The 24,672-nt window shown below is 57.2% G+C and carries 17 protein-coding genes; 9 read left to right on the top strand and 8 right to left on the bottom strand.

The window, feature by feature from the left end; translation table 11 throughout:
• Positions 1-47 precede the first annotated feature (47 nt).
• Entirely contained in the window at positions 48-377 is a 330-nt protein-coding gene (locus ACX3YF_RS03155) for a hypothetical protein (protein WP_458974825.1), read from the bottom strand.
• A 237-nt stretch (positions 378-614) separates the two neighbouring features.
• On the opposite strand from ACX3YF_RS03155, the gene recC reads away from it, so the two are divergent.
• The 3 genes from recC to recD are packed head-to-tail and all read left to right on the top strand — an operon-like array spanning position 615 to position 9,846.
• Positions 615-4,085: an exodeoxyribonuclease V subunit gamma gene (gene recC / locus ACX3YF_RS03150; protein WP_458973393.1), complete on the top strand. Its 3,471-nt coding sequence runs from the start codon at positions 615-617 to the stop codon at positions 4,083-4,085.
• The gene (gene recB / locus ACX3YF_RS03145) at positions 4,082-7,756 is read left to right on the top strand and encodes an exodeoxyribonuclease V subunit beta (RefSeq protein WP_458973392.1); all 3,675 of its coding nucleotides are present in this window, start codon (positions 4,082-4,084) and stop codon (positions 7,754-7,756) included. Before recC ends, recB begins: the two co-directional genes overlap by 4 nt.
• Entirely contained in the window at positions 7,753-9,846 is a 2,094-nt protein-coding gene (recD, locus tag ACX3YF_RS03140) for an exodeoxyribonuclease V subunit alpha (protein WP_458973391.1), read from the top strand. Before recB ends, recD begins: the two co-directional genes overlap by 4 nt.
• On the opposite strand, the gene ACX3YF_RS03135 is transcribed toward recD, so the two are convergent.
• On the bottom strand, positions 9,834-9,998 hold the full coding sequence (locus ACX3YF_RS03135) for a hypothetical protein (protein WP_177333579.1): 165 nt from the start codon (positions 9,996-9,998) through the stop codon (positions 9,834-9,836). The genes recD and ACX3YF_RS03135 overlap by 13 nt on opposite strands.
• 145 nt (positions 9,999-10,143) lie before the next feature.
• Here ACX3YF_RS03135 and ACX3YF_RS03130 point away from each other — a divergent pair, with 145 nt between their 5' ends.
• The 3 genes from ACX3YF_RS03130 to ACX3YF_RS03120 all read left to right on the top strand — a co-directional run bounded on the left by ACX3YF_RS03130 (position 10,144) and on the right by ACX3YF_RS03120 (position 11,997).
• Positions 10,144-10,761, top strand: a complete 618-nt coding sequence (locus tag ACX3YF_RS03130) for a tetratricopeptide repeat protein (protein ID WP_258695075.1) — start codon at positions 10,144-10,146, stop codon at positions 10,759-10,761.
• Positions 10,730-11,008: a hypothetical protein gene (locus ACX3YF_RS03125; protein ID WP_258695074.1), complete on the top strand. Its 279-nt coding sequence runs from the start codon at positions 10,730-10,732 to the stop codon at positions 11,006-11,008. Before ACX3YF_RS03130 ends, ACX3YF_RS03125 begins: the two co-directional genes overlap by 32 nt.
• A 236-nt stretch (positions 11,009-11,244) precedes the next feature.
• Positions 11,245-11,997 carry an SIR2 family NAD-dependent protein deacylase gene (locus ACX3YF_RS03120; RefSeq protein ID WP_458973390.1) on the top strand — a complete coding sequence of 251 codons (753 nt, stop codon included), beginning with the start codon at positions 11,245-11,247 and terminating at the stop codon, positions 11,995-11,997.
• A gap of 28 nt (positions 11,998-12,025) precedes the next feature.
• Here ACX3YF_RS03120 and ACX3YF_RS03115 read toward each other — a convergent pair whose 3' ends face one another.
• The 6 genes from ACX3YF_RS03115 to ACX3YF_RS03090 all read right to left on the bottom strand — a co-directional run bounded on the left by ACX3YF_RS03115 (position 12,026) and on the right by ACX3YF_RS03090 (position 17,745).
• Complete coding sequence (locus ACX3YF_RS03115; RefSeq protein ID WP_458973389.1) at positions 12,026-12,562, bottom strand: GIY-YIG nuclease family protein; 537 nt, start codon at positions 12,560-12,562, stop codon at positions 12,026-12,028.
• 45 nt (positions 12,563-12,607) lie between these two features.
• The gene (locus ACX3YF_RS03110; protein WP_258695073.1) at positions 12,608-13,630 is read right to left on the bottom strand and encodes a helix-turn-helix transcriptional regulator; all 1,023 of its coding nucleotides are present in this window, start codon (positions 13,628-13,630) and stop codon (positions 12,608-12,610) included.
• Between the two features lie 95 nt (positions 13,631-13,725).
• Positions 13,726-15,816: an AAA family ATPase gene (locus ACX3YF_RS03105; RefSeq protein ID WP_458973388.1), complete on the bottom strand. Its 2,091-nt coding sequence runs from the start codon at positions 15,814-15,816 to the stop codon at positions 13,726-13,728.
• A gap of 302 nt (positions 15,817-16,118) precedes the next feature.
• Positions 16,119-16,769: a hypothetical protein gene (locus ACX3YF_RS03100; protein ID WP_458973387.1), complete on the bottom strand. Its 651-nt coding sequence runs from the start codon at positions 16,767-16,769 to the stop codon at positions 16,119-16,121.
• 132 nt (positions 16,770-16,901) lie between these two features.
• On the bottom strand, positions 16,902-17,240 hold the full coding sequence (locus tag ACX3YF_RS03095; RefSeq protein ID WP_054920563.1) for a YkvA family protein: 339 nt from the start codon (positions 17,238-17,240) through the stop codon (positions 16,902-16,904).
• A gap of 82 nt (positions 17,241-17,322) precedes the next feature.
• Complete coding sequence (locus ACX3YF_RS03090; RefSeq protein WP_458973386.1) at positions 17,323-17,745, bottom strand: hypothetical protein; 423 nt, start codon at positions 17,743-17,745, stop codon at positions 17,323-17,325.
• Positions 17,746-18,367: 622 nt separating this feature from the next.
• Here ACX3YF_RS03090 and ACX3YF_RS03085 point away from each other — a divergent pair.
• From ACX3YF_RS03085 to ACX3YF_RS03075, 3 genes are read left to right on the top strand one after another with little or no spacing between them, the layout of a single operon-like run.
• Positions 18,368-19,750: a hypothetical protein gene (locus ACX3YF_RS03085; RefSeq protein ID WP_458973385.1), complete on the top strand. Its 1,383-nt coding sequence runs from the start codon at positions 18,368-18,370 to the stop codon at positions 19,748-19,750.
• Positions 19,747-21,654: a phospholipase D-like domain-containing protein gene (locus tag ACX3YF_RS03080; RefSeq protein WP_258695070.1), complete on the top strand. Its 1,908-nt coding sequence runs from the start codon at positions 19,747-19,749 to the stop codon at positions 21,652-21,654. The genes ACX3YF_RS03085 and ACX3YF_RS03080 overlap by 4 nt, the downstream gene beginning before the upstream one ends.
• The gene (locus ACX3YF_RS03075; protein WP_458973384.1) at positions 21,641-24,394 is read left to right on the top strand and encodes a DEAD/DEAH box helicase; all 2,754 of its coding nucleotides are present in this window, start codon (positions 21,641-21,643) and stop codon (positions 24,392-24,394) included. The genes ACX3YF_RS03080 and ACX3YF_RS03075 overlap by 14 nt, the downstream gene beginning before the upstream one ends.
• Positions 24,395-24,672: the final 278 nt, after the last annotated feature.

Here is a 24,672-nt window from a genome sequence, read left to right as displayed (position 1 = left end):
CAGGTGCAGCACTTTCCGGACGTGATAAATGAGAGAGGAAAAATGGTTTAAGCAGGTAGGTTGAAGCGGTGGCCACAGAGCAGGCAGAGGTTGTGGGCTAGGACGTGGCGATCCAACTTTTCGCCAAGCTGGGCGCCGAGTGCGCAGCCGCTAACGCCGCCGGCGAGTCCACCGAGAATGGCGCCAGAGACTGAACCGATGGTGATACCGACAGGACCAGCGATAGCGCCAATGGCTGCACCAGCCTGACCGCCTGCTAATGCAGCGCTGATGCCACGAGCCGCGCCGCCAACAGTGCCTACTGCAGCGGTGATCTTCATGGCGTGATGGAATGACACGACTTTGGGAGAGTGACAGCGAGGGCACTGCAATGACATGGGGCGAAGCTCCTTGGTGGTGATGTCATAGCTGTTATGTAGGATTGAAATATTTTTGAGTTGAACCGTGTTACCTAGATTCAATCGAGACTTGTTTTTAGGTGTGCCTCCTATCCTCGGCTCCCAGAGGCGGTGCATCTTCGTAGAGATGGTGATGCATGGATATATCGGATTAAAGTGATAGCATTTTGCTGCTCTGTATCGCAGAGCTGAGCATTCAGACCTGAGGAAAGCGTTATGCAGGATGCGGATTCGTTGAAGTCTGGCTTCATGATTATTCACGGCAATCGCTTGGACGATTTACGTGAGCTAGCGGTGAGCTGGATGCAGCGCTACCCGTTGGCCCCTCTGGAAAACGAAGTCGTGCTGGTGCACAGCAACGGTATTGCTCAATGGTTGAAGCTGGCGCTGGCTGAAGATCCTGATATCGGTGGCTGCGGTATCGCAGCAGCGTTGGATGTGCAACTTCCTGCACGTTTCCTTTGGCAGACCTACAGGTTTGTATTGGGGGCTGAGACGACACCAGAGTCCTCCCCGCTGGACAAGGCGGCACTGAGTTGGCGACTCATGCGCTTGCTGCCTCGATTGCTCAGCAAAACCAATTTCAGCAGTTTGCGGCGATTCCTTCAGGAGGATGACGATCAGCGCAAGCTCTACCAACTCTCCGAGCGGCTGGCGGACCTGTTTGATCAGTATCAGGTCTATCGCGCAGATTGGCTGGAGGACTGGGCGGCCGGGCGTGATCAGCTAAAGCACATCAAAGGCGGTGTGAAGCCGCTGGATCCCGACAATCTGTGGCAAGCGGAGCTGTGGCGTGAAGTATTGGCGGATGTTGGCGAGGGTGCTCTTGAGCAGAGCCGTGCCGGTGTTCACAAGCGTTTTGTCGCACGCCTGCGTGAACCAGGGCGGACCCCGAATGGTTTACCTCGGCGTGTGGTGGTGTTTGGTATTTCATCTATGCCGGCACAGGTTCTGGAAGCCCTGGAGATACTCTCGCGCTACAGCCAGGTGTTGCTGTGTGTGCACAACCCTTGTCGCCATCACTGGGGCGATATCGTCGCTGACAAAGACTTGCTGGGCCATGCCTATCGCCGTCAGCCAAACAGAAGTGCCTCTATGGCGACGAGCCAACATGGTCAGCCGTTGCTCGCCGCGTGGGGCAAGCAAGGTCGCGACTACATCAATTTGCTCGACCACTATGACGAGCCGACTAGTTATCGACACCTGTTCGAGGGCCTGAACGGCGGACGTATCGACCTGTTCAATGACGAGCCACCTTCAAGCCTCCTAGGTCAATTGCAAAGCGACATTCTTGAATTGCGTCCTTTGGCTGAAACCCGCGAAGTATGGGGCCCTGTCGATGTTGCACAGGATCGTTCGGTACGCTTTCACGTGGTCCACAGTGCGCAACGTGAAGTGGAAGTGCTGCACGATCAGTTGCTCGCTCGCTTCAGTGCCAATCCTGAGCTAAGCCCGCGTGATGTGATTGTGATGGTGCCGGACATCAATGCGTATGCACCGCATATCGAGGCCGTGTTCGGTCAGGTGCCGCGTCATGACCCTCGTTATCTGCCCTTTACCCTGGCCGACCAGGGGCAGCGTGGCCGCCAGCCATTGCTGATCGCCCTCGAACACTTGCTCAAACTGCCCCATAGCCGCTTCGCCGTCAGCGATATTCTCGACCTGCTGGATGTGCCGGCGCTGCGGGCGCGCTTCGGCATCAAGGAAGCGGATGTGCCGATCCTGCAGCGCTGGATCGACGGTGCCGGCGTGCGCTGGGGCCTCGATGCGCAGCAGCGCGAAAGCCTGGACATGCCTGCGGGCCTGGAGCAAAACACTTGGCGCTTTGGTATGCGCCGCATGCTGTTGGGCTACGCGGCCGGCCAAGGGCCTGAACTGAATGGAATCGAGCCCTATGACGAGGTTTCCGGCCTGGAAGCCGCACTGGCGGGGCCTCTGTTGACCTTGCTCGATCACCTGGAAATTGCCCGGGAGGACCTGCAGCAGCCGGCCACGCCGGTACTCTGGGTCGAGCGCCTGCAATCGCTGTTGAAGGTGTTCTTCCGCCCGGTGGGGGATGCCGAAGAGTTGCTGGTCAACCAATTGCTCAAGCTGCTCGATGACTGGCTGTGCACTTGCGAGTCCGCGCAGTTCGCCGAGCCCTTGCCGTTGAGCGTGATGCATGAAACCTGGCTTTCCGGCATAGAGGAGGGCGGCTTGTCGCAGCGATTTCTCGCCGGTGCAGTGAACTTCTGCACGCTGATGCCTATGCGTGCGATCCCGTTCAAAGTGGTGTGCCTGCTGGGCATGAACGATGGTGACTACCCGCGTCAACAGTCGCCTGTCGACTTTGACCTGATGCGCAACGATTACCGCCCCGGTGACCGCTCCCGCCGTGAAGATGACCGCTACCTGTTGCTGGAGGCGCTATTGTCGGCCCGAGAGCAGCTTTACGTCAGCTGGGTTGGCCGCAACATCCGCGACAATAGCGAGCGCGTGCCCTCGGTGCTGATCGGTCAGCTGCGTGATCACCTGGCCAGTGGCTGGCGATCGGCGCCGCCTGGGTCGCTGCTGCATGCCTTGACCCAGGAACATCCGCTACAGCCTTTCAGCGCGGCCTACTTTGCCGACCAGCCCGGGCCTGATGGACTGTTTACCTATTCCCATGAGTGGCGTGAGGTGCATGAGTCGCGGGCGGAGGAACTCTCGGTCGACGTATTGCCAAAGCTCGCGCAAGACACGCCATTGACCCTGCGCCAACTGGCTGGGTTTGTACGCGACCCCGTGGGGGCATTCTTCCAGCAGCGGCTCAAGGTCAATTTCGACAATGACGAATTGACCAGCCGCGACGACGAAACCTTTCAGCTCGACGGCCTTGAGAACTGGCAACACCAGGACCGACTCAGCCAGGCGCTCAAGCGTTGGGTAGAAGAGGACTACCGACCTGAGGACGCGGTGGCCGAGCTTGATCTGCATGTGCAGCGTTTACAGCGTGAAGGCAAGTTGCCGCTGGGCGGCTTCGGCACGTTGAGCGCATCTGCATTGGCCGAGCCACTGCCAGACATGCTGGAGCGTTATCACGGGCAGTTGCAGGCGTGGCCGGAAATCGAGGAGGGCCAGACCGCCGCAACGATCGCGGCGCACGAACCGACCCCGGGATTGAGTGACTGGCTCGGTGGCATTCGCCGCAATGCCCAAGGTGAGCGAGCCTACTTGCAGCTGGACAGCAAGAAGCTATGCAACGACGACAGTTGGCGCTGGCACAACCTGGTTCGCCCCTGGGTACGGCATCTGGCGTTGCAGTTGAGCGAACCGGGCTGCACCACGATTCTGGTCAGCTTGAACGGGGATGTAGTGTTCCGGCCAATGCCAATGCAACAGGCACAAGAACAGTTGCAGTCGCTGCTCGACGCCTGGGTGGCGGGCATGCGTGAACCGCTGCCGGTCGCCTGCAAAAGCGCATTCGCCTGGCTCGAGGAAGTGGGGGAAGGCGGGGAAGACAACGACGCGACTTCCGAGAAAGCCCGCGAGACGTTCGAGGGGGGTTACATGCGCACTGGAGAGGCGGACAGCTCTTTCGCCTTGCGCCGTGCCTACGCTGACTTCGATCAGCTGTGCGCCTCCGGTCATTTCGCCTCATGGGCCACGCGCCTGTATGGCGGACTGTTCAATCATCTTTCTTCGAGCCGCGCAGGGAGCGACCAATGAAACCGTTGAATCTCAACCCCCTCGACTTTCCCTTGCATGGCAGCCGATTGATCGAGGCGAGTGCCGGTACTGGCAAAACCTTCACCATCGCCTTGTTGTACGTGCGTCTTGTGCTTGGTCATGGAGGTGAAGCCGCCTTCAAGGACCTGCTGACACCACCGCAGATTCTGGTCGTAACCTTCACTGATGCGGCGACTCAAGAACTGCGCGACCGTATTCGTGCGCGTTTGACCGAAGCGGCACAGTGCTTTCTGGAACCTGAGCGCGAACACGACAAGCTGCTGCAGCAACTGCGTGCCGAGTACCCGCCGCAGGAATGGCCCGATTGCGCGCGTCGGCTGCAACTGGCGGGTGAGTGGATGGATGAAGCGGCTGTCTCGACCATCCATGGCTGGTGCTATCGGATGTTGCGTGAGCATGCCTTCGACAGTGGCAGCCTGTTCACCCAGACACTGGAGACCGATCAGAGCGAATTGTTGGCCGAGCTGGTCAGGGACTATTGGCGTCGGCATTTCTATGAATTGCCGGTGGAGCAGGCCCGAGCCATCGGTGATTGTTTCAAAAGCCCGCAGGAACTGGGGGATGCACTTGGTTCGTTGCTGGCGCGACGGGATGCGACCTATCAATACAACACTCAGCCCCTTGAAGCCCCAGGCTCGTTGCAAGCGTTACTTCAAGAACCGGGTGAATGGTACGGAGCAGTCGGCGAACTGGAGCGTAACGCTCGAAAGCTTTGGCTTGAGCATCAGAACGAACTCGAGGAGGTGTTGCGCAGCATTCGTCCTCACATGAGTGGCAATACTTACAGAAAAATCAAACAGGATGACGTCTTCAACGGTCTCCTGAACAAACTGGCGCAGTGGTCCAGGGGGCAACCGGCACCGCACAACGTACACGCCTTCGGTCAGACAGGCATAACACTGAATGGAAAGGCCGTGGCACCTGAACATCAGGCGTTCAAGGCGATCGATCTATGGGTCGAACAGCGTGATGCGAAAGTCGATATTCGGGCTCAGTTGCTGCTGCACGCCTTGCATGAAGTGCGTGAGCGCTTTGATGAAGAAAAGCGCCGTCGTGCCGAAATCGGCTTCGAGGACCTGCTCAATCGTCTTGACCAAGCCTTGCAAGGCCCGTCCGGCGCTCGTCTGGCCGAGACCATTCGCAAGCAGTACCCGGTCGCCCTGATCGATGAATTCCAGGACACCGACCCGGTTCAATACCGGATCTTCGAAACCATTTACCGCATCCCGGACAACCTGGATGACTGCGGCCTGTTCATGATCGGCGACCCGAAACAGGCGATCTATTCCTTCCGTGGCGCGGACATCTACACTTACCTCCAGGCGCGCGAGGCGACGGCTGGCCGTCATTACACGCTGGGGACCAACTATCGCTCCACCAAGGCGATGGTCGACGCGGTCAACCACTGCTTCCGGTTCGCTGAAGCCCAGCCTCGCGGCGCATTTCGGTTTGCCACAGAAGACCAGGGCAACCCGGTCCCATTCAACAGCGTCCAGGCCAATGGGCGTGACGATGTGTTGCAGATCAAAGGGACGGATCAACCGGCCTTGACCTTCTGGCAGCTGGAAACCGAGGGCGTGGTCAATAACGCCACCTACTTGCGCAAAGCCGCTGAAGCCTCGGCATCGGCGATTCAGGCCTGGCTTGATCCCGCGGCAACCGAGCGTTCGGGTTTGCTGAAAGAGAATGGTGAATTCGTCGCCTTGCGGCCCGCCGATATCGCCATTCTGGTACGTAATCGCAAGGAAGCCGAAGCCATCCGCAAGGCCCTTGCGCATCGACAGCTGGCTAGTGTCTATCTCTCCGACAGGGACTCGGTCTTCGAAAGCGAAGAAGCCAGAGACCTGTTGTATATCCTGCGCGCGTGCGCTCAACCCACCAGCGACCGGCTGGTGCGTGCGGCCATGGCGACCCGAAGCGTCGGGCTGACATGGCAGACCCTGGAGCAATTGAATCAGGATGAGTTGTTCTGGGAACAACAGGTTTTGCTGTTCCGCGATTTTCGGGTGTTGTGGCAACAACAAGGCGTGCTGCCGATGCTGCGAAAGCTGCTTGCCACGTTCAAGGTGCCGGCCCGTTTACTTCTGGAAGATCAGGGTGAGCGGCGCTTGACCAACCTATTGCATCTGGCCGAATGGTTGCAACGCAGCGCAGCCGAACTCGATGGCGAGCATGCGTTGATCCGTCACCTGGCCGAGCAGGTCGATGGCCAGAGCGAAGAAGAAATTCTGCGCCTGGAAAGCGATTCGGACCTGATCAAGGTCATCACCGTGCACAAGTCCAAGGGCCTGGAATACCCATTGGTGCTGCTGCCGTTTGCCTGTAGCGCCAGGGCGATCGATGGCCGAAGCACAACACCGCCCATGTTTCACGACGACAAGGGTCTGGTGATCGAGCTGATCAAGGGCGATCTGGCCAAACCGGCACAGGCGCTTGCCAACAATGAGCGCATGGGCGAAGAGATGCGCCTGCTCTACGTTGCCCTGACGCGAGCCCGTTACGCCACCTGGATCTGTGTGGCGCCTCAGGGCCCCAGGGCAGGAGGCACATCGACGGATCTGCACAAGGCCGGATTGGGCTACATGCTGGCGGGTGAGAAGCCGATCGCAGCGGCACAACTGCCTGGTGTGGTCGAGGGCTTGGCTAGCGGCTGCACGGACATTGCGGTGTGCGCAGCGCCGGTGCCGTCCGACGATGTGCATGCGGCACCAGCGCCACCGCCGGTGGGGCCGGCATTGCGACCCTTACACAAGCTAGCGGCAAACTGGTGGATTGCCAGTTACTCCGCCTTGGCCATTGCTGACGGCAATGTCCTGATGGGGGCAGAACCGTGTGTCAGTCTTGAGCCTGCGACCGCGCTGGAAGCCAATTTGCAGGAACAAGACGAAGCTGAGGCCTTGCCTGCAGGGGCCGGGATTCACGGTTTTCCTCGAGGGGCGGGCCCGGGCACCTTTTTGCACGGATTATTCGAATGGGCCGGCCGCGAAGGCTTCGCCAAGGCTGCTGGTAATCCTGAAACCCTGCATAACACCGTTGCCCGGCGCTGTAATCTGCGCGATTGGGAGACCTGGATCGAGCCTCTGTCCGATTGGCTGGGCAGCTATCTGAATGCGCCACTGCGATTCAACGGTACTCAGTGCAAACTATCGACCCTCAGCACCTATCAGGTAGAGATGGAGTTTTGGTTTTCCAGTCGCGCGGTGAACGTTCAGCGCCTTGATGCACTGGTGCGGCAATACACGTTGGGTGGTGCACCGCGTCCCGTACTGGCCGCCAATGAGTTGAACGGCATGTTCAAAGGCTTTATCGACCTGACGTTTGAATATCAAGGTCGCTACTACGTAGCGGACTACAAATCCAACTGGTTGGGCAGCAACGATCAGGCCTACGACGCCGAGGCGATGGTCGCGACGATGCTGGACAAGCGTTACGACCTGCAGCTGTGCCTGTATCTGCTGGCCTTGCATCGCCAGCTCAATCTGCGTCTTCCTGGTTATGACTATGAACAGCACATGGGCGGGGCGTTGTATCTGTTCGTCCGTGGCCACCAGGCACCGACTCAAGGGGTTCATTTCGAAAGGCCACCGCGGCAATTGATTGAACAGCTGGACCAACTCTTCATGGGGCAACACGCGGAGGCCAGCGTATGAGCCAGACCCTTAAACAACTCAGCAACAGCCAGCGCAACGTTGACCAGCCGGCGGTGTTAATAGGTGATGCCAGCGGCACGGAGCTGCTGCATCAACTGGACAATTGGGTGAGCCTTGGCTGGTTGCGCGCGCTGGATCGTTCGTTCGCCACCTTCATTCTTGAGCAGGACCCCCAGGCCAAAGCCAGTGTGTTGCTGGCCGCCGCGATGACCAGTCACCAACTGGGGCGCGGGCATTCCTGCCTGGATCTGGCCGCCACGTTGCACGCGCCGGACTTTGTGTTGTCGTTGCCACCTGAAGGTGAGGAGGGCAGTCAGTTACCGTCGCAATGGTTGCTGGGCCTGGACATCGCCCGGTGGCGTCAAGCGTTGGCCTTGAGTTCGCTAGTGGAGGATCGGGACGAGCCGCAGCGTTTCCCGGAGCGGCCACTGGTGTTGACCGGGCAGCGCCTGTACCTGCGCCGTTACTGGAATTACGAACGCAGCATTGCTCAGGCGTTGAGTCGCCGTTTGAGTGTGGAAACGGTGACGCCGCACAGCCTCTCCAGTCGGCTCGATGCCTTGTTCCCGGACGCCTTCGAGGTCAAGGGCGAGCGCGGTAGCGACTGGCAGAAAATCGCCTGCGCCCTGGCGGCGCGGGGCAATTTCAGTGTCATCACCGGTGGCCCCGGCACCGGCAAGACCACCTCTGTCGTGCGTCTGCTGGGGCTATTGCAAACCCCCGCCGTGGAGGAAGGCAAACCGCTGCGCATTCGACTCGCGGCCCCCACCGGCAAAGCGGCGGCACGCTTGTCCGAATCCATCGGCAAGGCGGTGCGTGAGTTGCCTGTCAGTGCCCCGGTGCGAGAGGCGATTCCCACCGATGTGTCCACGTTGCACCGATTGCTGGGCAGTCGACCGGATTCGCGCAACTTCATCCACCATCGCGATAAACCACTGGAACTGGATGTGTTGGTGGTCGATGAAGCGTCGATGATCGACCTGGAAATGATGGCTTGCCTGCTCGATGCCTTGCCCTGGCAGGCCCGCCTGATCCTGCTGGGTGACAAGGATCAGTTGGCGTCGGTGGATGCCGGTTCGGTGTTGGGCGACCTGTGTCGTGATGCTGAAGCCGGCGGCTACAGCGAGCAGACCATGGCCTGGCTGAAGACCCACAGTGGTGAGGCAGTCAGCGCGCCGGGATTGCAAACGGCGGTCGGTCTGGGCGATCCGCTGGCCCAGCAAACCGTGATGTTGCGCTACTCCCGGCGTTTCGACGCCGAGCAAGGGATCGGGCGTCTGGCGAAGCTGGTCAATGAGAAAAACGCTGTTGAAGCACGAGGTCTGCTCGATCAGCAATTACCTCAGCTGTTCAACCTCAAGTTGCGAGGCGAGCACGATGCCGCGCTCACCGATTTGATTATCAACGGTAAAGGCGATGCCCCTGGCTATCGTCATTACCTTGAGCAGCTACGAGACCTGCGCCCCGGGAGCGACACCGCCTGGGACGATGAACGCTGGGCCGCTTGGGCCGGCAAAGTGTTGACCGCATTCGATGAGTTTCGCCTGCTCTGCGCACTGCGTCGCGGGCCATGGGGCGTTGAGGGGCTGAACCAGCGTGTCGCCGCCGAACTGCGCCGCTGCGAGCTGTTGTCCGGTGATCAGGGCTGGTACGAAGGGCGGCCGGTACTGGTCACCCGCAACGACTACAGCCTGAACTTGATGAATGGTGACATTGGTATCGCCCTCTGGGTGCCGGGTCCTTCGGCAGAACGGGTGCTGCGCGTGGCCTTCCCGCGAAACGATGGCAGCGGCGGCGTGCGCTTCGTGATGCCGAGCCGGCTGGTGGAGGTCGAGACGGTCTTCGCCATGACGGTGCACAAGTCCCAGGGGTCGGAGTTCAACCATACGACGTTGGTGTTGCCCGATGCGTTGAACCCTGTGCTGACCAAGGAACTGTTGTACACCGCCATCACTCGTGCCAAGCAATGGTTCAGCCTGGTCGAAGCAAGCCCAGGGGTATTTGAAGGAGCGGTGAGTCGCAATGTGCAGCGAACCAGCGGGCTGGCGCTGCAACTGCAGGATGAACTGGCAAAACTTCAACGCACCTGAGTGGGTGCATTCAGGCATTTGTAGCCAGGGTACTGCGCTTCAGCGGTGACCTTTGCCATGGTAGAGGTCACCGCCTGAACCGTGATGGTAAAGTTGGCTTGGGGGCCTGCTGTAGCGACCACACGTTGCATGAAGGCTTTGTAGGTTTTCATGGGTTCAGGCTCTGGTTAAGGGTGTTAAGCCTTCACTGTGATGATCAGCCACGACAGGATGTGTCGAGATGCGTCTGCGACACAAAGTGACGTCGGCATTTCGATAATGGGACCTATCGAGATGATCAACCAGAAGGCTATACGAATGAGCCCTGACAAAAAAATGCTCCAGTTCCTGAACGCCCTGTTACCCGAAGCCGAGTGCATGCGGTTTGTTGAGTCGCGGTCACCATGCATTGCGGATGCAGACATTGGAATGCCGTCCTTAAGAGTGCTGAAAGCGCCTGTCGACGGCAAGCTTGCGTACCTCATGTTCAAGGCCGCGAGCCCCCTGGCCACTATGGCTGATCCCGCTTTGCTGCGCATTCTGTATCGTTCGCTACGCGATGACGCGCTCGCTTCAGACCCAGATGCGCTCAATGATCTCGGCTGGCTATGGATCAACGGTCGTCGCGTCCCTTTCAATAGCGTCCTCGCTCGGCGGTTGTTCAAACTTGCGTATGTACTGGGATCGGGTGAGGCGGCATTCAATCTTGGCGAGCAAGCCTGGTACGGCCGAGGCATGTGCGTTAACCAGGACCTTGCGGCCAGTTACTACGAACAGGCTTATGAACGCGGTGTCATGTGCGCGGCGCAAGCGCTTGGGCGTCTGTATGAAAAAGGAATGGATGGCCAGGCACCAGACTTTGCCAAGGCAACGCACTGGTACCGGCTGGCCGCCGGAGCTGCGCATGCGTCAGGAGATAAATGCTATGGGTTTTGAGAGTTGGGCATCGATGGCAATGCTGGGGCTGATCCTTTCGGTGCTGGTTGCGCTGTATGCGCGATGCGGCAAAACCTGGCGGTTACTCAGCTATTGGCATGTCACGACGCAGGAGCGTCAAACGCGCGCGAATTGGCATGCCGAGGAAAATCGCGAGCTCAAATCGGCGCTGCGAGCGGAAAAGGCTCATGTGGAACAGCTACAGCGCAAGGTAGAAATTCTGCAGGCCTTGCTGCCTGTGGCGTAAACCGAGCGGGACAGAGGAGTAATGACATGCCCATTAGACCAAGACCCTTCACATTTGTCTGTGGCAATTGTGGCTGGAAGAAAACGGTCGCGCCCCTCAGTGATGCCCTTGGACCGGGGGATTGGTGCGATCGATGTGAGAAATGTGGAAACGAAGCGCTAACCTTGCACCCGGCCAACATGATTGATCGTACGTTGGCTGAATGGTTTGGCCGGTTACGAAGGTAGGAAGAGGTCATGATCGAATTCCAGGGGCAGCGTTTGCGCGATGCGTCCCATGTGGTCGTATTTACTGGAGCGGGCGTTTCCGCAGAGAGCGGCATCCCGACGTTCCGCGACGCCATGACCGGTTTGTGGGCGCGTTTTGATCCTGCTGCGCTGGCAACTGCCGACGCCTTTCGCAATGATCCGGCGCTGGTGTGGGGACGGTATGAATGGCGACGCTCAAACGTTCTCGCCGCCAAACCGAACCCCGCCCATTTGGCTATTGCCGAGCTCGCTCGGCTAGTCACCAGGCTGACGGTCATAACTCAGAATGTCGATGATCTGCATGAGCGAGCGGGTTGTCATGGAGTGATTCATTTGCACGGTAGCCTCCACTCGCCGCGCTGCTTTGCGTGTGCCCGGCCGTATGAGCAGGGCACGAGTACGTTGAATGAACCTGAAGACGGACGCAAGATCGAACCGCCATGCTGCCGACATTGCAACGGCAAAGTGCGGCCGGGCGTGGTCTGGTTCGGTGAGTCGCTACCGGAGCAGGAATGGCGCGAAGCGCTGACGGCTGTCAGAGGTTGTGATCTGCTGCTTTCGGTGGGGACTTCGGGGCTGGTACAGCCAGCGGCGCAAATTCCCCAGGTAGCCAGGGAACATGGCGCTGTAGTTGTGCATCTTAACCTGCAGCGAGAATCGGTCCAGGGAGAAAAGGAGTTCAGTCTCGTCGGCAAAGTGGCGGAAATACTGCCGCGGTTGCTTGCTCAGGCAAACGGATAACGGGTGTCATGGGTGCTCGGCGAACGGCTTAACGAGCACCTTGTCTACCGAACATGGGCTTGCTCGAAGCCCACAACCCATCTTCTATCGCCTGGACGACGGCCCCGTTGGTCTGGTTGCTGAATCTCCAGGCCCGGATAAACAACTCGCCCTCCCGGTCTGGCAGCCAATGGCAGAGTTGCATGGCGTAGGTGCCCCTATGGCCGAAGCCCAAGTGTTGTTTGATCCGCGCATCCAGACTGGCGGAGCTTCCGACATACAGCAGGCGTGACACCGGATTCAGGCGGCAATACGCCCGATCATTCTTCCGCGCGTCCTTGGCCTCTGCAAATGCCAGGTAGAGGTCTTCGGGTGCATCGTCTTCGACTGAAAACTGATAGATGTAGCGCGCTGCAGGCGAGGACCACTCCTTGAGTGTAATCAATGCCTGAGCTGGATAGCCGTTGCGGATCTGGTCGAAAGCAATACGCACATCATGGCAGCTATCGACTTTTGCTCCTTCGACATTTTCAGCCAGTTCGCGAAGATTGCCGGCGATGTCTGTCAGCGTGGATTGAATTAGCATGTTTTCTACCTTTGGCAGCGGGCGTTGGTGGGCAGCACGGGCTGATTACAGTGAGCTGTCGACAGGTTCATACGCCGCTGCGGCACGGCGCAATGTATCGCCCACTTGCTGGCGCAGCGCGAGCGGCTCCTGCACCACCAACGAGTCGCCCAACGACAAAATCCACCAGTGCAGTTGCCAGGTATTGGTTACCGTCGCTTGAACCTTGAAACCATCCGACAGCGGCTCAAGCACCATGTCCGTGCTCAAAGGTGTCTCTCGAATCAGTCGAGCCTGGTGATCACTCACCCAAGCTTCGAAGCGGATTTTCTCGGGTTTGCCGAACTGCAAAGCGTCGGTGGCAAGGTAGGTTTGCAGCTCGAACGAATCCAGCCCCTGGCATGACGTCTCGAGCGCTGTTACCGCGCGAAAGCGATGCACCGCGAATTGACGGACGTCGGTATAAGGTGCGGCGGTGGCGATGAGATAGGTGATCAACCCGCGCTGGACAATGGCCAAGGGGTTGAGGGTCAGTTCGCTGATTTTGTCATTGTGCGCCGAGTAGTACTGACAGTGAACCTGCTGCTCGCTGATTAGGGCGTGCTGCAGTGCTTCCAGGGTTTCTGCCTGGATTTCCGGAGCTCGAAGATTGAAATCCGGCCGAACGCTCGCAACTTTGTCGGGCCAGCGGGCAGCGGGGTTGCCGTCTTCGAGGCCTTTGAGTTTTTGCCGGGCATGCTCGAAGCGCGGTTCCAGCACGCTCAACATGCTGCCCGGAAGTAGCGGGCGCACTGCATCTTCGACCAGCGCCAGACTGACGGCTTCAGTCAGGGTGATGCCCTGCAACTCGACGCTCACGCCCGGTTTCCAATACCAACCGAATGGCGTTCCACCATCGTTGCACTGCAATGGAAACACTAGAGACAGGTCACGCAGGTCGCGCTCGATGCTGCGGCGGCTGATGGAGTAGCCTGCGGCCGTCAGGCGGGTCAGCAACTCACTCACTGTGATACCAGGGGCGCGTTTGGGCAACTGTTGCAGCAGCTCCCATTGACGACTCAACGCGGTATGGGTCTTGGCTGAAGGCAAGAAAAATCATCCTTGTATTGTTGAAGCTGGCCTGTGGCCAGCGAATTTGCCGGGTTGTCTGCCTATCGGCGATAACCCGGCAACCTTTAGTTTGGTTAATGTATAAAGCCGATTGGGCGCTGCTGCCCGGCGGATTTGAGTCGACACTCGGCCAGCAACGCCCCCGCCAGCTCATCGGCACTGGTGAATGGCTTGAAACGCCCTCGGCGTGCCACTGCCGCAAAGTCACCCGGGGTCAGACGCGCCTCACCTCGCAAGCGATTGGCGGCGCTGTGGTGCGGGTCTTTCAAGGCTAGCGCTTTTAAGTGTGCGGCAAACAACGCCTGGGCCTGGGCGGTGACCAGATAGCCGAAATGCACCTTCAGATCGAAGCGCCGCAAGGAAGCCTCGTCCAGGTCTCGGATCAGGTTGGTCGAAGCAATGAACAGCCCTTGATAGCTCTCCATTTGCGTGAGCATTTCATTGACCGCAGTCACCTCCCAGCTCTGCCGCGCCTTGCGCCGGTCCTGCAAAAAACTGTCGACTTCATCGAGTAGCAGCACTGCATCTTCCTGCTGCGCGCGCTCGAAGGCGCCCGCCAGATTCTGCTCAGTCATTCCGACATAGGGTGATACCAGGTCGGAGACGCGCTTGATCATCAACGGCTTGCCCAACTCCTGCGCCAGCCATTGGCCAAAGGCAGTTTTGCCAGTGCCTGGCGGACCGTAGAAGCACAGGCGTGCCTGGGGATGGACACGTAGTCCGTCAACCAGACCGTCAAGAGCATGGTCTGCGTTGATCCATTGTGGAGAGTAGAAGGTGGGCAAGCCGCTACCGCCGTCATGTTGCAGCTTCTCGAGACCCTGTGCTTTCAACGTACCGTCGACGATGCAACGGATCGTCGTGTCCAGCGTCTTGCTCGCGCGGTTTCCTAAGCTGCGGCCTACTCGCACGGCTCGCTCCAGCACCGCCGGTGTCACCTGTTCATGGGCGCTGAGATGCTCTATCAACTGATCACTCAACTTGCCCCCGCCACACTCACGGAGCATCTGCTTGCGCTGCGCCAAGGGCGGGTTGGGGATCTCGATAACCAGATCGAAGCGACGTATATGTGCCGCGTCGATAGCCTCAATGCTATTGCTCAACCAGAAACACGGCAGCGCATTCTCCTCCAGCATGCGATTGATCCAACCCTTCTGCGAGCGACTATGAGCGTCGGTGCTGGCGGTTTGAAAAATGTCTTCGATCTCATCCAGTACGAGCAGGGCCCGTTGCGAGCGCAGCACGCTATTGGCCGCACGCAGGGAGCAGAGACGCTGTTTTGCATGCACGGGGTCGCCATCGCTGTCCGTGCAGGCCACTTCATAAAGCGCTCTGTTCAGGCTCTTGGCGAGCAGTCGACTGAGCTGAGTCTTGCCGGTGCCTGGCGGACCATAAAGCAGAATGTTCACGCCTTGACGGCCCTGCGCCAAGGCTTTGGCCAGGTAGCGTTCAGCGATGTTAAGTGGCTGTTTGATGTGTCGGTAGTGTTCCAGGCTCAGGCTGCCTGGCGGACTCAGGCGGAAGGCATAAGCAAACAAATCCAGCGATGTACCCTTGCTGAATCGCAGCAGTCCGGGAAGCTCCTGATTGCTCACCGATAACATCGAGCTCAGTGCTGTTGAGGCGCGGGAATTGCTCCCCACCTCCAGCAAGCCCGCCCGGATCAGGGGGCTATTACTCGCTAGGCAGGCCTCGACCTCGGGGAGTTGCAGGCCCAACAATACCGCGAGGACTTTCATGGCACGGTTGAATCCCACCATGCCCAACTGATCGGTAGCATCACAGAGCACCGGGTCGATATGCATCAGTACGCAGAAACCCAGTACCCGCAACTCTGCCTCTCCCATTCCCAACAATGTCCCCAATGCCTCCAGATTGCTACCCAGGCGAGCCGGGTAGGGTGTATCCGGATTGCTTGCCTTAAAAGCGCGTGCGGCTCGACGCAGGGCAGACAAGGCCAGCGGCGGGCTGTACTCGTCTCGGTCCACCCATTTGGCCAGGCCTAGTTCGCGTGCCAGATCATCGTCATTGAGCCCGTGTCGACTGATCAAATTCCGGTGTCCTCCCAGATCCAGCAGCAGTTGGTAACTCCACTTCAGCGAGAGTGCACAAGTGTCGGCAGCGCGGCGGCTGTCGTGGGCGAAAGGGGTGAGGCGGGATCCCATGCTGAATATCCTGATGCTGTGGAGGTGGCAGGATGGGGTGAGTGGTGGTCAGAATGTGTCGTGGTAATTGTGGCTAGTGAAGATTCAGGCCCGACACAATCTGTCGTGCCTGAGTCTTAGTCTGGAATCCACAAAATGGACCAGAGAGAGATGGGCAATGCTAAAGAACGTACTGGCAACCGTGGGTTTGGTCGTGGTGCTCAAAAAGAGCTTTGATTTTTACCAGAAGTACAAGCAGATGGAGCGAGAGAACGATGTTTGGCGAAAGGCCGCCAGTGGCAGGGATTGATTACCTCTGACCCTCAAGACTGCACGACCGGATAGCATGCGTCACCCCAGAGCGTGTCGGGATTCTTCAGCATCAGATGGATGATCAAAGGCACCAGCTTACCGAGCAGTTTCCCGCAATCGCGCAATTGTGGTCGGTTGATGCTGCTATCCCAGGTCGCGCCGCCATGCATGATCTGATTGCGCAAGGTGTAGATGCGATTGAACAGCACCGCGAGTACATCGGCAGTATCGCGTTGTGCCAGAGCGGACTGTGCTTTGCGTCGGCCGTCGGCGAAACGTTCGCTCCATTGTTGCTCGGTGATCTTGCCGTTCTGGTGATCCCAGAAGCTCTGGAAAACATATGGGTTATCCAGTAGCACGCGGATGCTTCCCGAGAACTCGGACCAGACCAGTTTCTCTATCTGTCGTTCGCGATCCAAATCGCAAAGCTTGCGCAGAAAGGCGCGGAAGGTTTCCTGTTCGGATAGTCGATAGTTCTCGTCGATGTCAGTTGCGTAAGCGGCATTGAAGGCAATCCACAGGAACACGAAACGACCGTCCGGATCATCAGCTTGTTCGGCGCGCTGCAACCAGCTCAATGACCGGTGCACACGCAATGTCAGGTTGACGTGATGGTTGTCGCGTTCAAGTCGGTGACGCGCCTTGAGGGTTTGGTAATCCATGAGGCTGACTCTGCAGGAAGAATGGAATGGGGTGGGTCATGGTTCAGGGCCATGCCATGACGCTGATGGTTACACCTGTTCATGTTAAAGCCTTACTCCCAAACGGGACTTGGAGTAAGGCTTGCACTTAAATCAGGAAAACCACTGCTTCAATGTTTCCTTCGCCTTGGCCACGTGTTCGGCCTTGATATGGCTAGCGGTCGCTGCCAACGCTGCGCACAACACGCCGATGTCGTCGGAGTAGCCCACGATTGGCGTGATGTCGGGAATGACGTCGATCGGAGAGATAAAATAGCCGAGCGCACCATAGATGGTGGTTTTTGCCCAGGTCGGGGTATCTGAGTCGGTTGCGGCGTAGTACATCTTTAGCGCCGGTTCCAGTGCCGCCTCGCCGGCGGATTTCGCATAGTTTTTAACTTTGTCCCAGAACGAGTCGTCTGAGTAATCCTTTTCAAATGCGCTGTCTGACATGGTGTGCTCTCTACGGTTTTTTGGTTTTGAAGAGGTGTGTGTAATTAATAGGGACGCTGAAGCGGTTTTCGCCAAACCCGCTTCACAGCTTGAGTTCCCTCCATTCATAACCGTTGTACTTCTCCCAGACTGCGCCGTTCTCAAAGTGCAGGTACACCCGCCACTCATCCGAATTTACCTGGATTTCTCCACCAATACGGGCGCAGTTACCGAACTGTGAGCGTAGAAAGCTTTCCAGTTGCAGAAAAAACGCATCGGGCAACCTGGTGCTGCCGGAGACGTAGCAAGACGACCCATTGGCAAAAAGACTGCAGGGTTGAACGCTTGACCATAGCGTTGCTGTTGCCTGGTCCGGATGTTTCTTGCTCCAGTCCAGAGCGAACCTTTGAAGCAGGACATGCCAGTTTCCGTCGGCGTACTCGCCTTCAATCCCCCACATATCGATGGCCAGGAACATGGTGGGCTGCTTCGAGCGTTTCTGCGACGGATAGAAGGACTCATGCATGGGGATATCTCTCGCTGGTTCAGATGTAAAACAAGACGAGTAAATGTCGAACATTCCCACGACATATTGTGTCGCACGCGACATCTGGATTGCATGGGCGGCGATGTGTAGCACTCACCGCGAAGTCAGCCGGATCGACGCCTGTCGTTTCGTGGCAAAGGAAGGGGGAACGAGAAAAGGTGCGAGGGACGGATATATCAGAGGTGCTACAGACATTCGCAACTTCCTTGTGCGTGTAGGCGTTCATGGCTACGAAGTGAGTTCCACTACACGATATCGGCATGAGTCCAACAAGCTTTAATGGAAACCCGTATTAACGAAGATGGATAACGCCATTGTCGGTTTCTGCTTGATAAGGCAGGCCTCTTGGATGTGGGTTACCAAGTTTTTTTGATCTCTATTCGCAAGTCAAAGCAGCCCTGAAGCTGACGTGGACACGACTACGGCATTTTGCTAGCGTTCTTGGCCATATGTAGGCACAAGTATTGATTCGCTTTGAATTTATGCGCTTCATGCATCCCCACCTTTCAGGTGCAGATTTATTTAGTGGCTGGGCTTTGCGCGTCTGCGGTTGCAGTGGCTGTTCGGTTTTTGATGTCAAGCGCTGCCGAGGTGTCCGAGCGTGTTGCTGAATGAGTTTCTGACAGAGTATGACGACAGTCTTGGCAGTGAGCTGAATATCGATCCGTTGGGGTTGCAGGTGATTTGGTCGGCGTTCGGCCAGCAGATTTTTCAGAACCGGATCAGCTCGATCTCCAACGATATCCGCAACTACACCCTGAATCTGTTCAATCACTGGTTGATCAAGAACTTGATTGATGACGACTCGGTCGCGTTAGGCAGCGGTTTGAAAAAAGTCTACGCCGGCAAAAATGATCTCAACTTTAAGCATGCTTGCCTGGTATACCTGGAAAATCTGTACGTCTATAGCGTCATCGCTCATCAAGACACTGCCGGCCTGGAAAGCACCGGTGTGCTGGGAATCAGCAAGGCACGACGCAGGTGGTATGAACGCGGAGCGAACCCTCGGCTTTCGTTCAGCCATAACAGCGAGGCTCAGGTACTGGTTCGTCAAACCATGCTTGGTGTGAGCGGTCGCTATAAGACTCCGCTGGTGGAGATGGGCTTTTTCGATCGTCAGTATCACTACAGTTTGCCGACGGCCGCACCGCTGTGGAAAAGCGCAGAGACACTGATCAAGAGTGTCCCGACACTCTCCCGCCTTTACCACGTACTGCGCCTGCATCTACGGGAAATACTGGCGAGCAACAGTGGCGAGCCGAAGCGGGATTTTTCCGACATACCCACGACGCTCACGCTGGCTCTGATTGAGGCCTTTCCTTCTTCGACGGTTGTCGGCGCCAGGACGTGCGACTTCTGGCTTTCCATCACGGAGTTGGATCAAGGCGCACCGGGAGCGTTGTACAAGGTGCTCTCACCCGCCAAGCGCGGCGAGGGGCTCAGCAGCGCATCCGCTGCCGCCGTGTTTGAGAAGGCGGTGAAGCAACCGCTGTCGCTAGAAGCGCAGGGCAAGCTTGAACACGTGCGCCTACTTGAGCCTTTACTAGGCGAGCTGGATCTGTTGTTCAACCTGATGCTGGCCGAGAAGTCCCAATCCTTGAAAGAGGTTCAACGACGCTGGGAGGCCCTCGGCCGTAATGCCGCCACCCTGAAATCCTATGCCGACCCCATTGAAGAGAACGTAGCGATGTCTTCAGTGCTTTCGGCAACCGGACAATCACGACTGAATCGCTTGCTGATATTGGCCCGGCAGGGTGACGCGCCGGCCCAGATATGCACATTGCTGAACTACCATGCGAAAGTCATGGAAAGCCGCGGGCAGTCGCCGTGGCTGACATTGGTCAATGGCGCGCAGCTCAAGCTACATGTACGGCCACGGGCCGAGCCGACCCTCGCCGACAGGCCGTTGGGTTGTTGGGTGCATCAGTATTATATTCCTCAGTTTCGTCATTTGCTCGGCGGCTTGCAGGGAGTAGCTGCATGAAGCTACTCGATGCCTTCAAGCAGCAGTTGGAGGAACTGGGCGAAATACGCCGGGTCTGGCTGACTACCTTCAATCTGAATATCGGTTTTGTCGAAACTTACCTGCTTCCGGCAGTGCTGGGCATGGATCAGCCCCGCAATCGCATGGACTACGAAAGCTTCCAATCGTATCTAGTAGAAAAAGACATCGATTTTCGGATTTTCTGCGACAAACGCATGCTGGGGGCCGAGCAGTACAAGCGTACGGCCATCCATGTTCATTGCGTGTCAGCGCGCGCATTCAGTGAAGACGATGGCTTCACAGACCAGACACTATTTCATCCGAAAGTCATCTACCTGGAGAGCAAGTCGGGACAGATGGTGTTAGGCGCGGGCAGTGCCAACCTGACTGTCGGTGGCTGGGGGCGTAATCAGGAGGTGTTCACTTTTCATCGGGTCTGCAATGTCGGTCAATACAAACAGATAAAAACTTTTTTCAATGCATTGATCGAACCGTGGGAGTTGACGTTCAATTGGCCCGACAGACGCTTTGCGAACAACGGTTCCGATTGGCAGTTCGTGCACAGCTTTGACCGAGACACTTTTCTCCAACGACTCATGGCGCAGGACAGGATCTCTTCGTTGCAGGTGTGGTCACCTTACCTGGCGGCGGACCTGCCCGATCTACTGGCTCGACTTCAGCAAGTGTCGGGCAATCCCAGGTTGAAGGTGGCACTAGTCGCGGACCGGCTTGAGGGCCGCTACTTCCGAACGCCTTGGAGCGAAGCACTGGCAACGAGTATTGACGATGAGAGCCTGGCTTTTCATCACAACCCTTCCTTTCGCCATAACCTCGTCGAAATAACTCACGCCAAGGCATGGTTGTTTCGCTCAACCAAGGGTTGCCGCCTGGCGATCGGCTCGTGGAATTTCACGCACGCAGGTACCAGCAGTTTCGAGCATCGCAATATCGAAGCGGGCATCGTACTGAACTACAAGCGCAACGCAGACATGCTTGGAGACCCCATCGATGTCACCGAGGCTGACTTTGCCAGCGACCAGTTGTTGCTAGAGGACAGCCTGACCCTTCCAGAGGAACTGCCATTCGACCTGAACGTGCATTACGACTGGAAGAGGGCCTGCTTTACGGTGACGGGCCATTGGTGCGCAAACAAACCCAATAGTGATTATTGGTTGAAGCTGCCGGGTGTGAACGAACCGATGCCCCTGCACTGGAGGACACGACGTCAGGGTGGAACCTTTTCGCTGACGCCGATCGAGCGGATTACCCCGGATAACGAGGCAATGCTGGCGGATCACAGCTACAGCATTCTTCTGCGAAACCAGACTCCTCCGGTCTATCGGGGGATTATTGTTGAAAGTGGTCAGTCTTTCCGGCGTGCGCAAGGTTTCGAGTCGCTCAAGGATTTGCTCGACAGTTTGGTCACTCAAATTGATCCGCAGAGCGATAACAATACGGTGCTCCGCGCGTGCCTGCGTACAGGTGCCGGGCCGGATGAAGACCTGCCGATACCTTCGGCCTCTATCGAACATGACGCGTTGTCTTATTTCCGACTGTTCCAAGCGATTGAGCACTTTCGGGAGCGCCTTAAGGCAGCCACGGAAACGGTACAGCTGGAGAAGTGGCTTTTCGGCTACCCAGGTTGTCTGCAGGAGCTGGCGGCCAAAACGCGCCAGCAACTTCAAGGGAGTCAACCCAGCGTGTTCAACTGGTTTCTCGCACAGGAAGTCAACTCGCTTTATGACCAGGCAGTGCGGTCATACCGGAGCTATGAGCGCCGCAACCCTGCACAGACATTGTGGTCGACATTGCGAGTAGTGCCGCCAAAATTGCCGCAGGGATTGGAAAAGCATCTGGGCTATCTTCGTTGCGTCGAAAAGGAATGTGACTATGCGCCGCAGTGAGTGGGGGGGCTTGAAGCCAGAACAGGTCGCGGACTGGATCAACTTCGACGCGACTGATCGCGACTGGCATTACGCAAGCAGCGAGCGTATTTCAATGCCGGCGCGTCAGGCCGAAGGCGTCGCTGGTTTGTGGAACAAACTGTCTATGCACAACGTGGCACTGCTGGCCGATGAGGTCGGCATGGGCAAGACGTTTCAGGCGCTAGGTATAATGGCGCTGCTATGGAAACTGAAGCCCTCTGCCCGGGTGCTGGTTATGGCACCCAATCGGGACATTTGCCATCACTGGGCGCGGGAATATGCGGCCTTCCTACGCGACCATTACCGGGGCGGTGAGCATTTGACCAGCGATGCGCCCCACCGCAGACCGCGACATGAAGCGCAAATGCACTGGCGGCTTGCGGATCTGGCGGAGGCGGTCAGTGAGGGCAGTGGACAGCTCTATCTCACCACGATTTATTCGCTCAGCAACCTGGTTCTGAAATGCGAAAAAGAAGAGGGTGATGTGTTGGCAAAAGCGCAGCAAGCCGCTGCCGGCATTCACCGAGAACTCAAGTCATCGCTGGGAGATAATGGGTTCGATCTTATCGTCGTGGATGAAGCCCATTATTTTCGCAACGCTGATGGAGGGTCACAGCGTGCCAACGCAGCCAGAAAACTCTTCGGTGAACCGGGCAATCGACTGGGGCAGAAAGTCTTGCTGCTGACCGCTACGCCCAGTCATTCCTCGCTCAAGGATATAGCGGCCATTCTTGGCTACTTCATCGATACTCCGGCCGACGGGCGACAACTAGAGCCGGATGAGCTTCTAACCAAATATGCGTTGCGGCGTCTACGTCTGATGCAAGGTGCACAGGGCTACCGCAACAAGTACAACTATCGTCATGAAAAAGCCTTGCCGGCAAGCTTCCAGGACAATCCTGAAGCCGAGATGTTCTTCGCGTTGTATCAGAAAAAACTCGTGCAACAACAGGGGCAGGCTGGTGGCAATCGCAGGTTTTTGTATGGCTACCTCGAAGGATTCGAATCCATTGGCGCCAAGCTGGATGCCGACGTTATGGATGCTGCACAGGCGGAACAGGATCACTCCACACAGGCATTCTCTGGAGCTCCGGATACGAAGATTCTTAATCATCTAACCCAACTGCACCGTGAGTATTTCCCCAGCTATCCCGAGCATCCTAAATACGACACGCTGATGTGCGAGTGCCAGCCTGAAGATGTTTTTGATACGCGCATAGCTTTGCACGAACACAAGCATCTGGTGTTTGTGCGGCGGATCGCTTCGGTTCGGGAAATCACCCAGCGCTTGAATGCAGCGAGTGACCAGATGCTGGCGCGACGAATTGTCCAGGCCTGGCAACCGGAAGATCAGGAGCGAATAATAGAGCGGTGGCGGAAGAATGGTTGGTCGCGTAGTTATTTCAATCAGTTTGTTAGGCAGCAGGCATCTGAGGATTTGGGCGATCAGGATCTGTTGGATGATCAGGATCAAACAGATGTTGCCGATGCTCAGGAAGGCGATGAAAAACTGGCCTCCCGCATTGCTGATCTGTTTGTAGTGAAGAAGAATCGCAAGGAGCGCAGTACGGACTGCTCGAATTTCAGTTTGCGATTGCGCAAGCCCGAGAGCCTGTTCTCTTTATTGTTGGAGCCGGCAAGTGATTACCGTCGAGGCGGGTATACGCAGTATGACCGCAAACATGTTGGCGAGCGTGATCGCGACGACTACGGTACGGCGGCGCTGCAGGCGCGTCTTGCATCGCACCAAGGGGGAGCGAGTAGCAGCGAACTGGGGGATCGGGCCGGCCGAATACAAATCGATTACGACAGACCAATGCCGAGCCTGTGGAGTCTGATGTATGAAGGCCTGCCCGAAACTACGCGACAGAGATTGAATGTCTGGCTGGACCCCGAGACGGGAAATCGAGGTATCGCCGAAAACTTCGGCAATTACGTGAAAGCAGGCTTCCTGTTTGCCAGCCCCGTAATCATCGAACTCTATAGCTGGTTCACTGAGTTTCGTCGCACCTCTCATGGTGGCGATGCTCAGCAGCGTTACCTTGCTTTTGTCAATTGGATGACACCGCGTTTGCCAAGTTCGCTGATCCGGAAATACTTCATCGCGGCCCTGGATTCTTTCGAGCAAATCTGTGAAAAAATAACCGATCATGCGCTGGCGGACTGGCAGAAAGATTGGCGCACGCTCACCAGTTTGCAAAGCCCTACCTGGTTCGCCAGTGGTCAGTCAGGTAACCGGCAGCGGCTGATTCTTGGCTTCAACAGTCCTTTTTATCCAAACGTGCTAGTGGCGACTTCGGTATTCCAGGAAGGAGTGAATCTGCATCTGCAATGCCGCAAGGTGCATCACTATGGTATCGCTTGGACGCCTGGTGACAACGAGCAGCGAGTAGGTCGTGTGGATCGGCTGTTCGGTCGAATAAACCGGCAGTTGCAAGAGCACGGAGAGGCTGAACTGGCGATTCACTATCCCTATCTCACACGTTCGTTCGACCAGGAGCAATTAGCCTCATTCGTATTGCTCAAGCATGCGGTCGAGACGCGTATGGACGCCTGCCGTCACACCGAGTTTAACGACGAGATAGATCTGCGTAATGTGACGGACGATTGGGAACAGTACTTGCGCAAACCGGTTGGGGGCATGCATACCGATGACCCATTTCCTGCGTGTTTTGAGGATAAGTTTTTGCCAAAAAAAGCCTATCTGCCGCGTGCGTGAATCTTCTCGGCAATCCTTCAGGGGTTTTTAACTGCATTGATTAGCCCTCTCCGCTATGTAGGAAAGACAAAGCTGGTGTCAATAATTTTACTCGGACCCTCTGGTCAAAAAGGCCCAAATTGGCAAGGTGGAATTATTCCTAATAGCTAGCCTCATAATCAGCTTCGGTGAGCGGGATTAGCTGTGTCGCTACTGCACTGAGCTTGACTTGCATTTGCGGCCGGAAGGTAAGTTCTCTTGGGAAAGTACTGCTTCAATAGTCCGTTCAGTTTCTCATT

This window comes from Pseudomonas fluorescens group sp. PF-69 (assembly GCF_054481235.1).
Note: the sequence above shows the minus strand (reverse complement) of the source record. Positions and strands in the feature narration are given on the sequence as shown.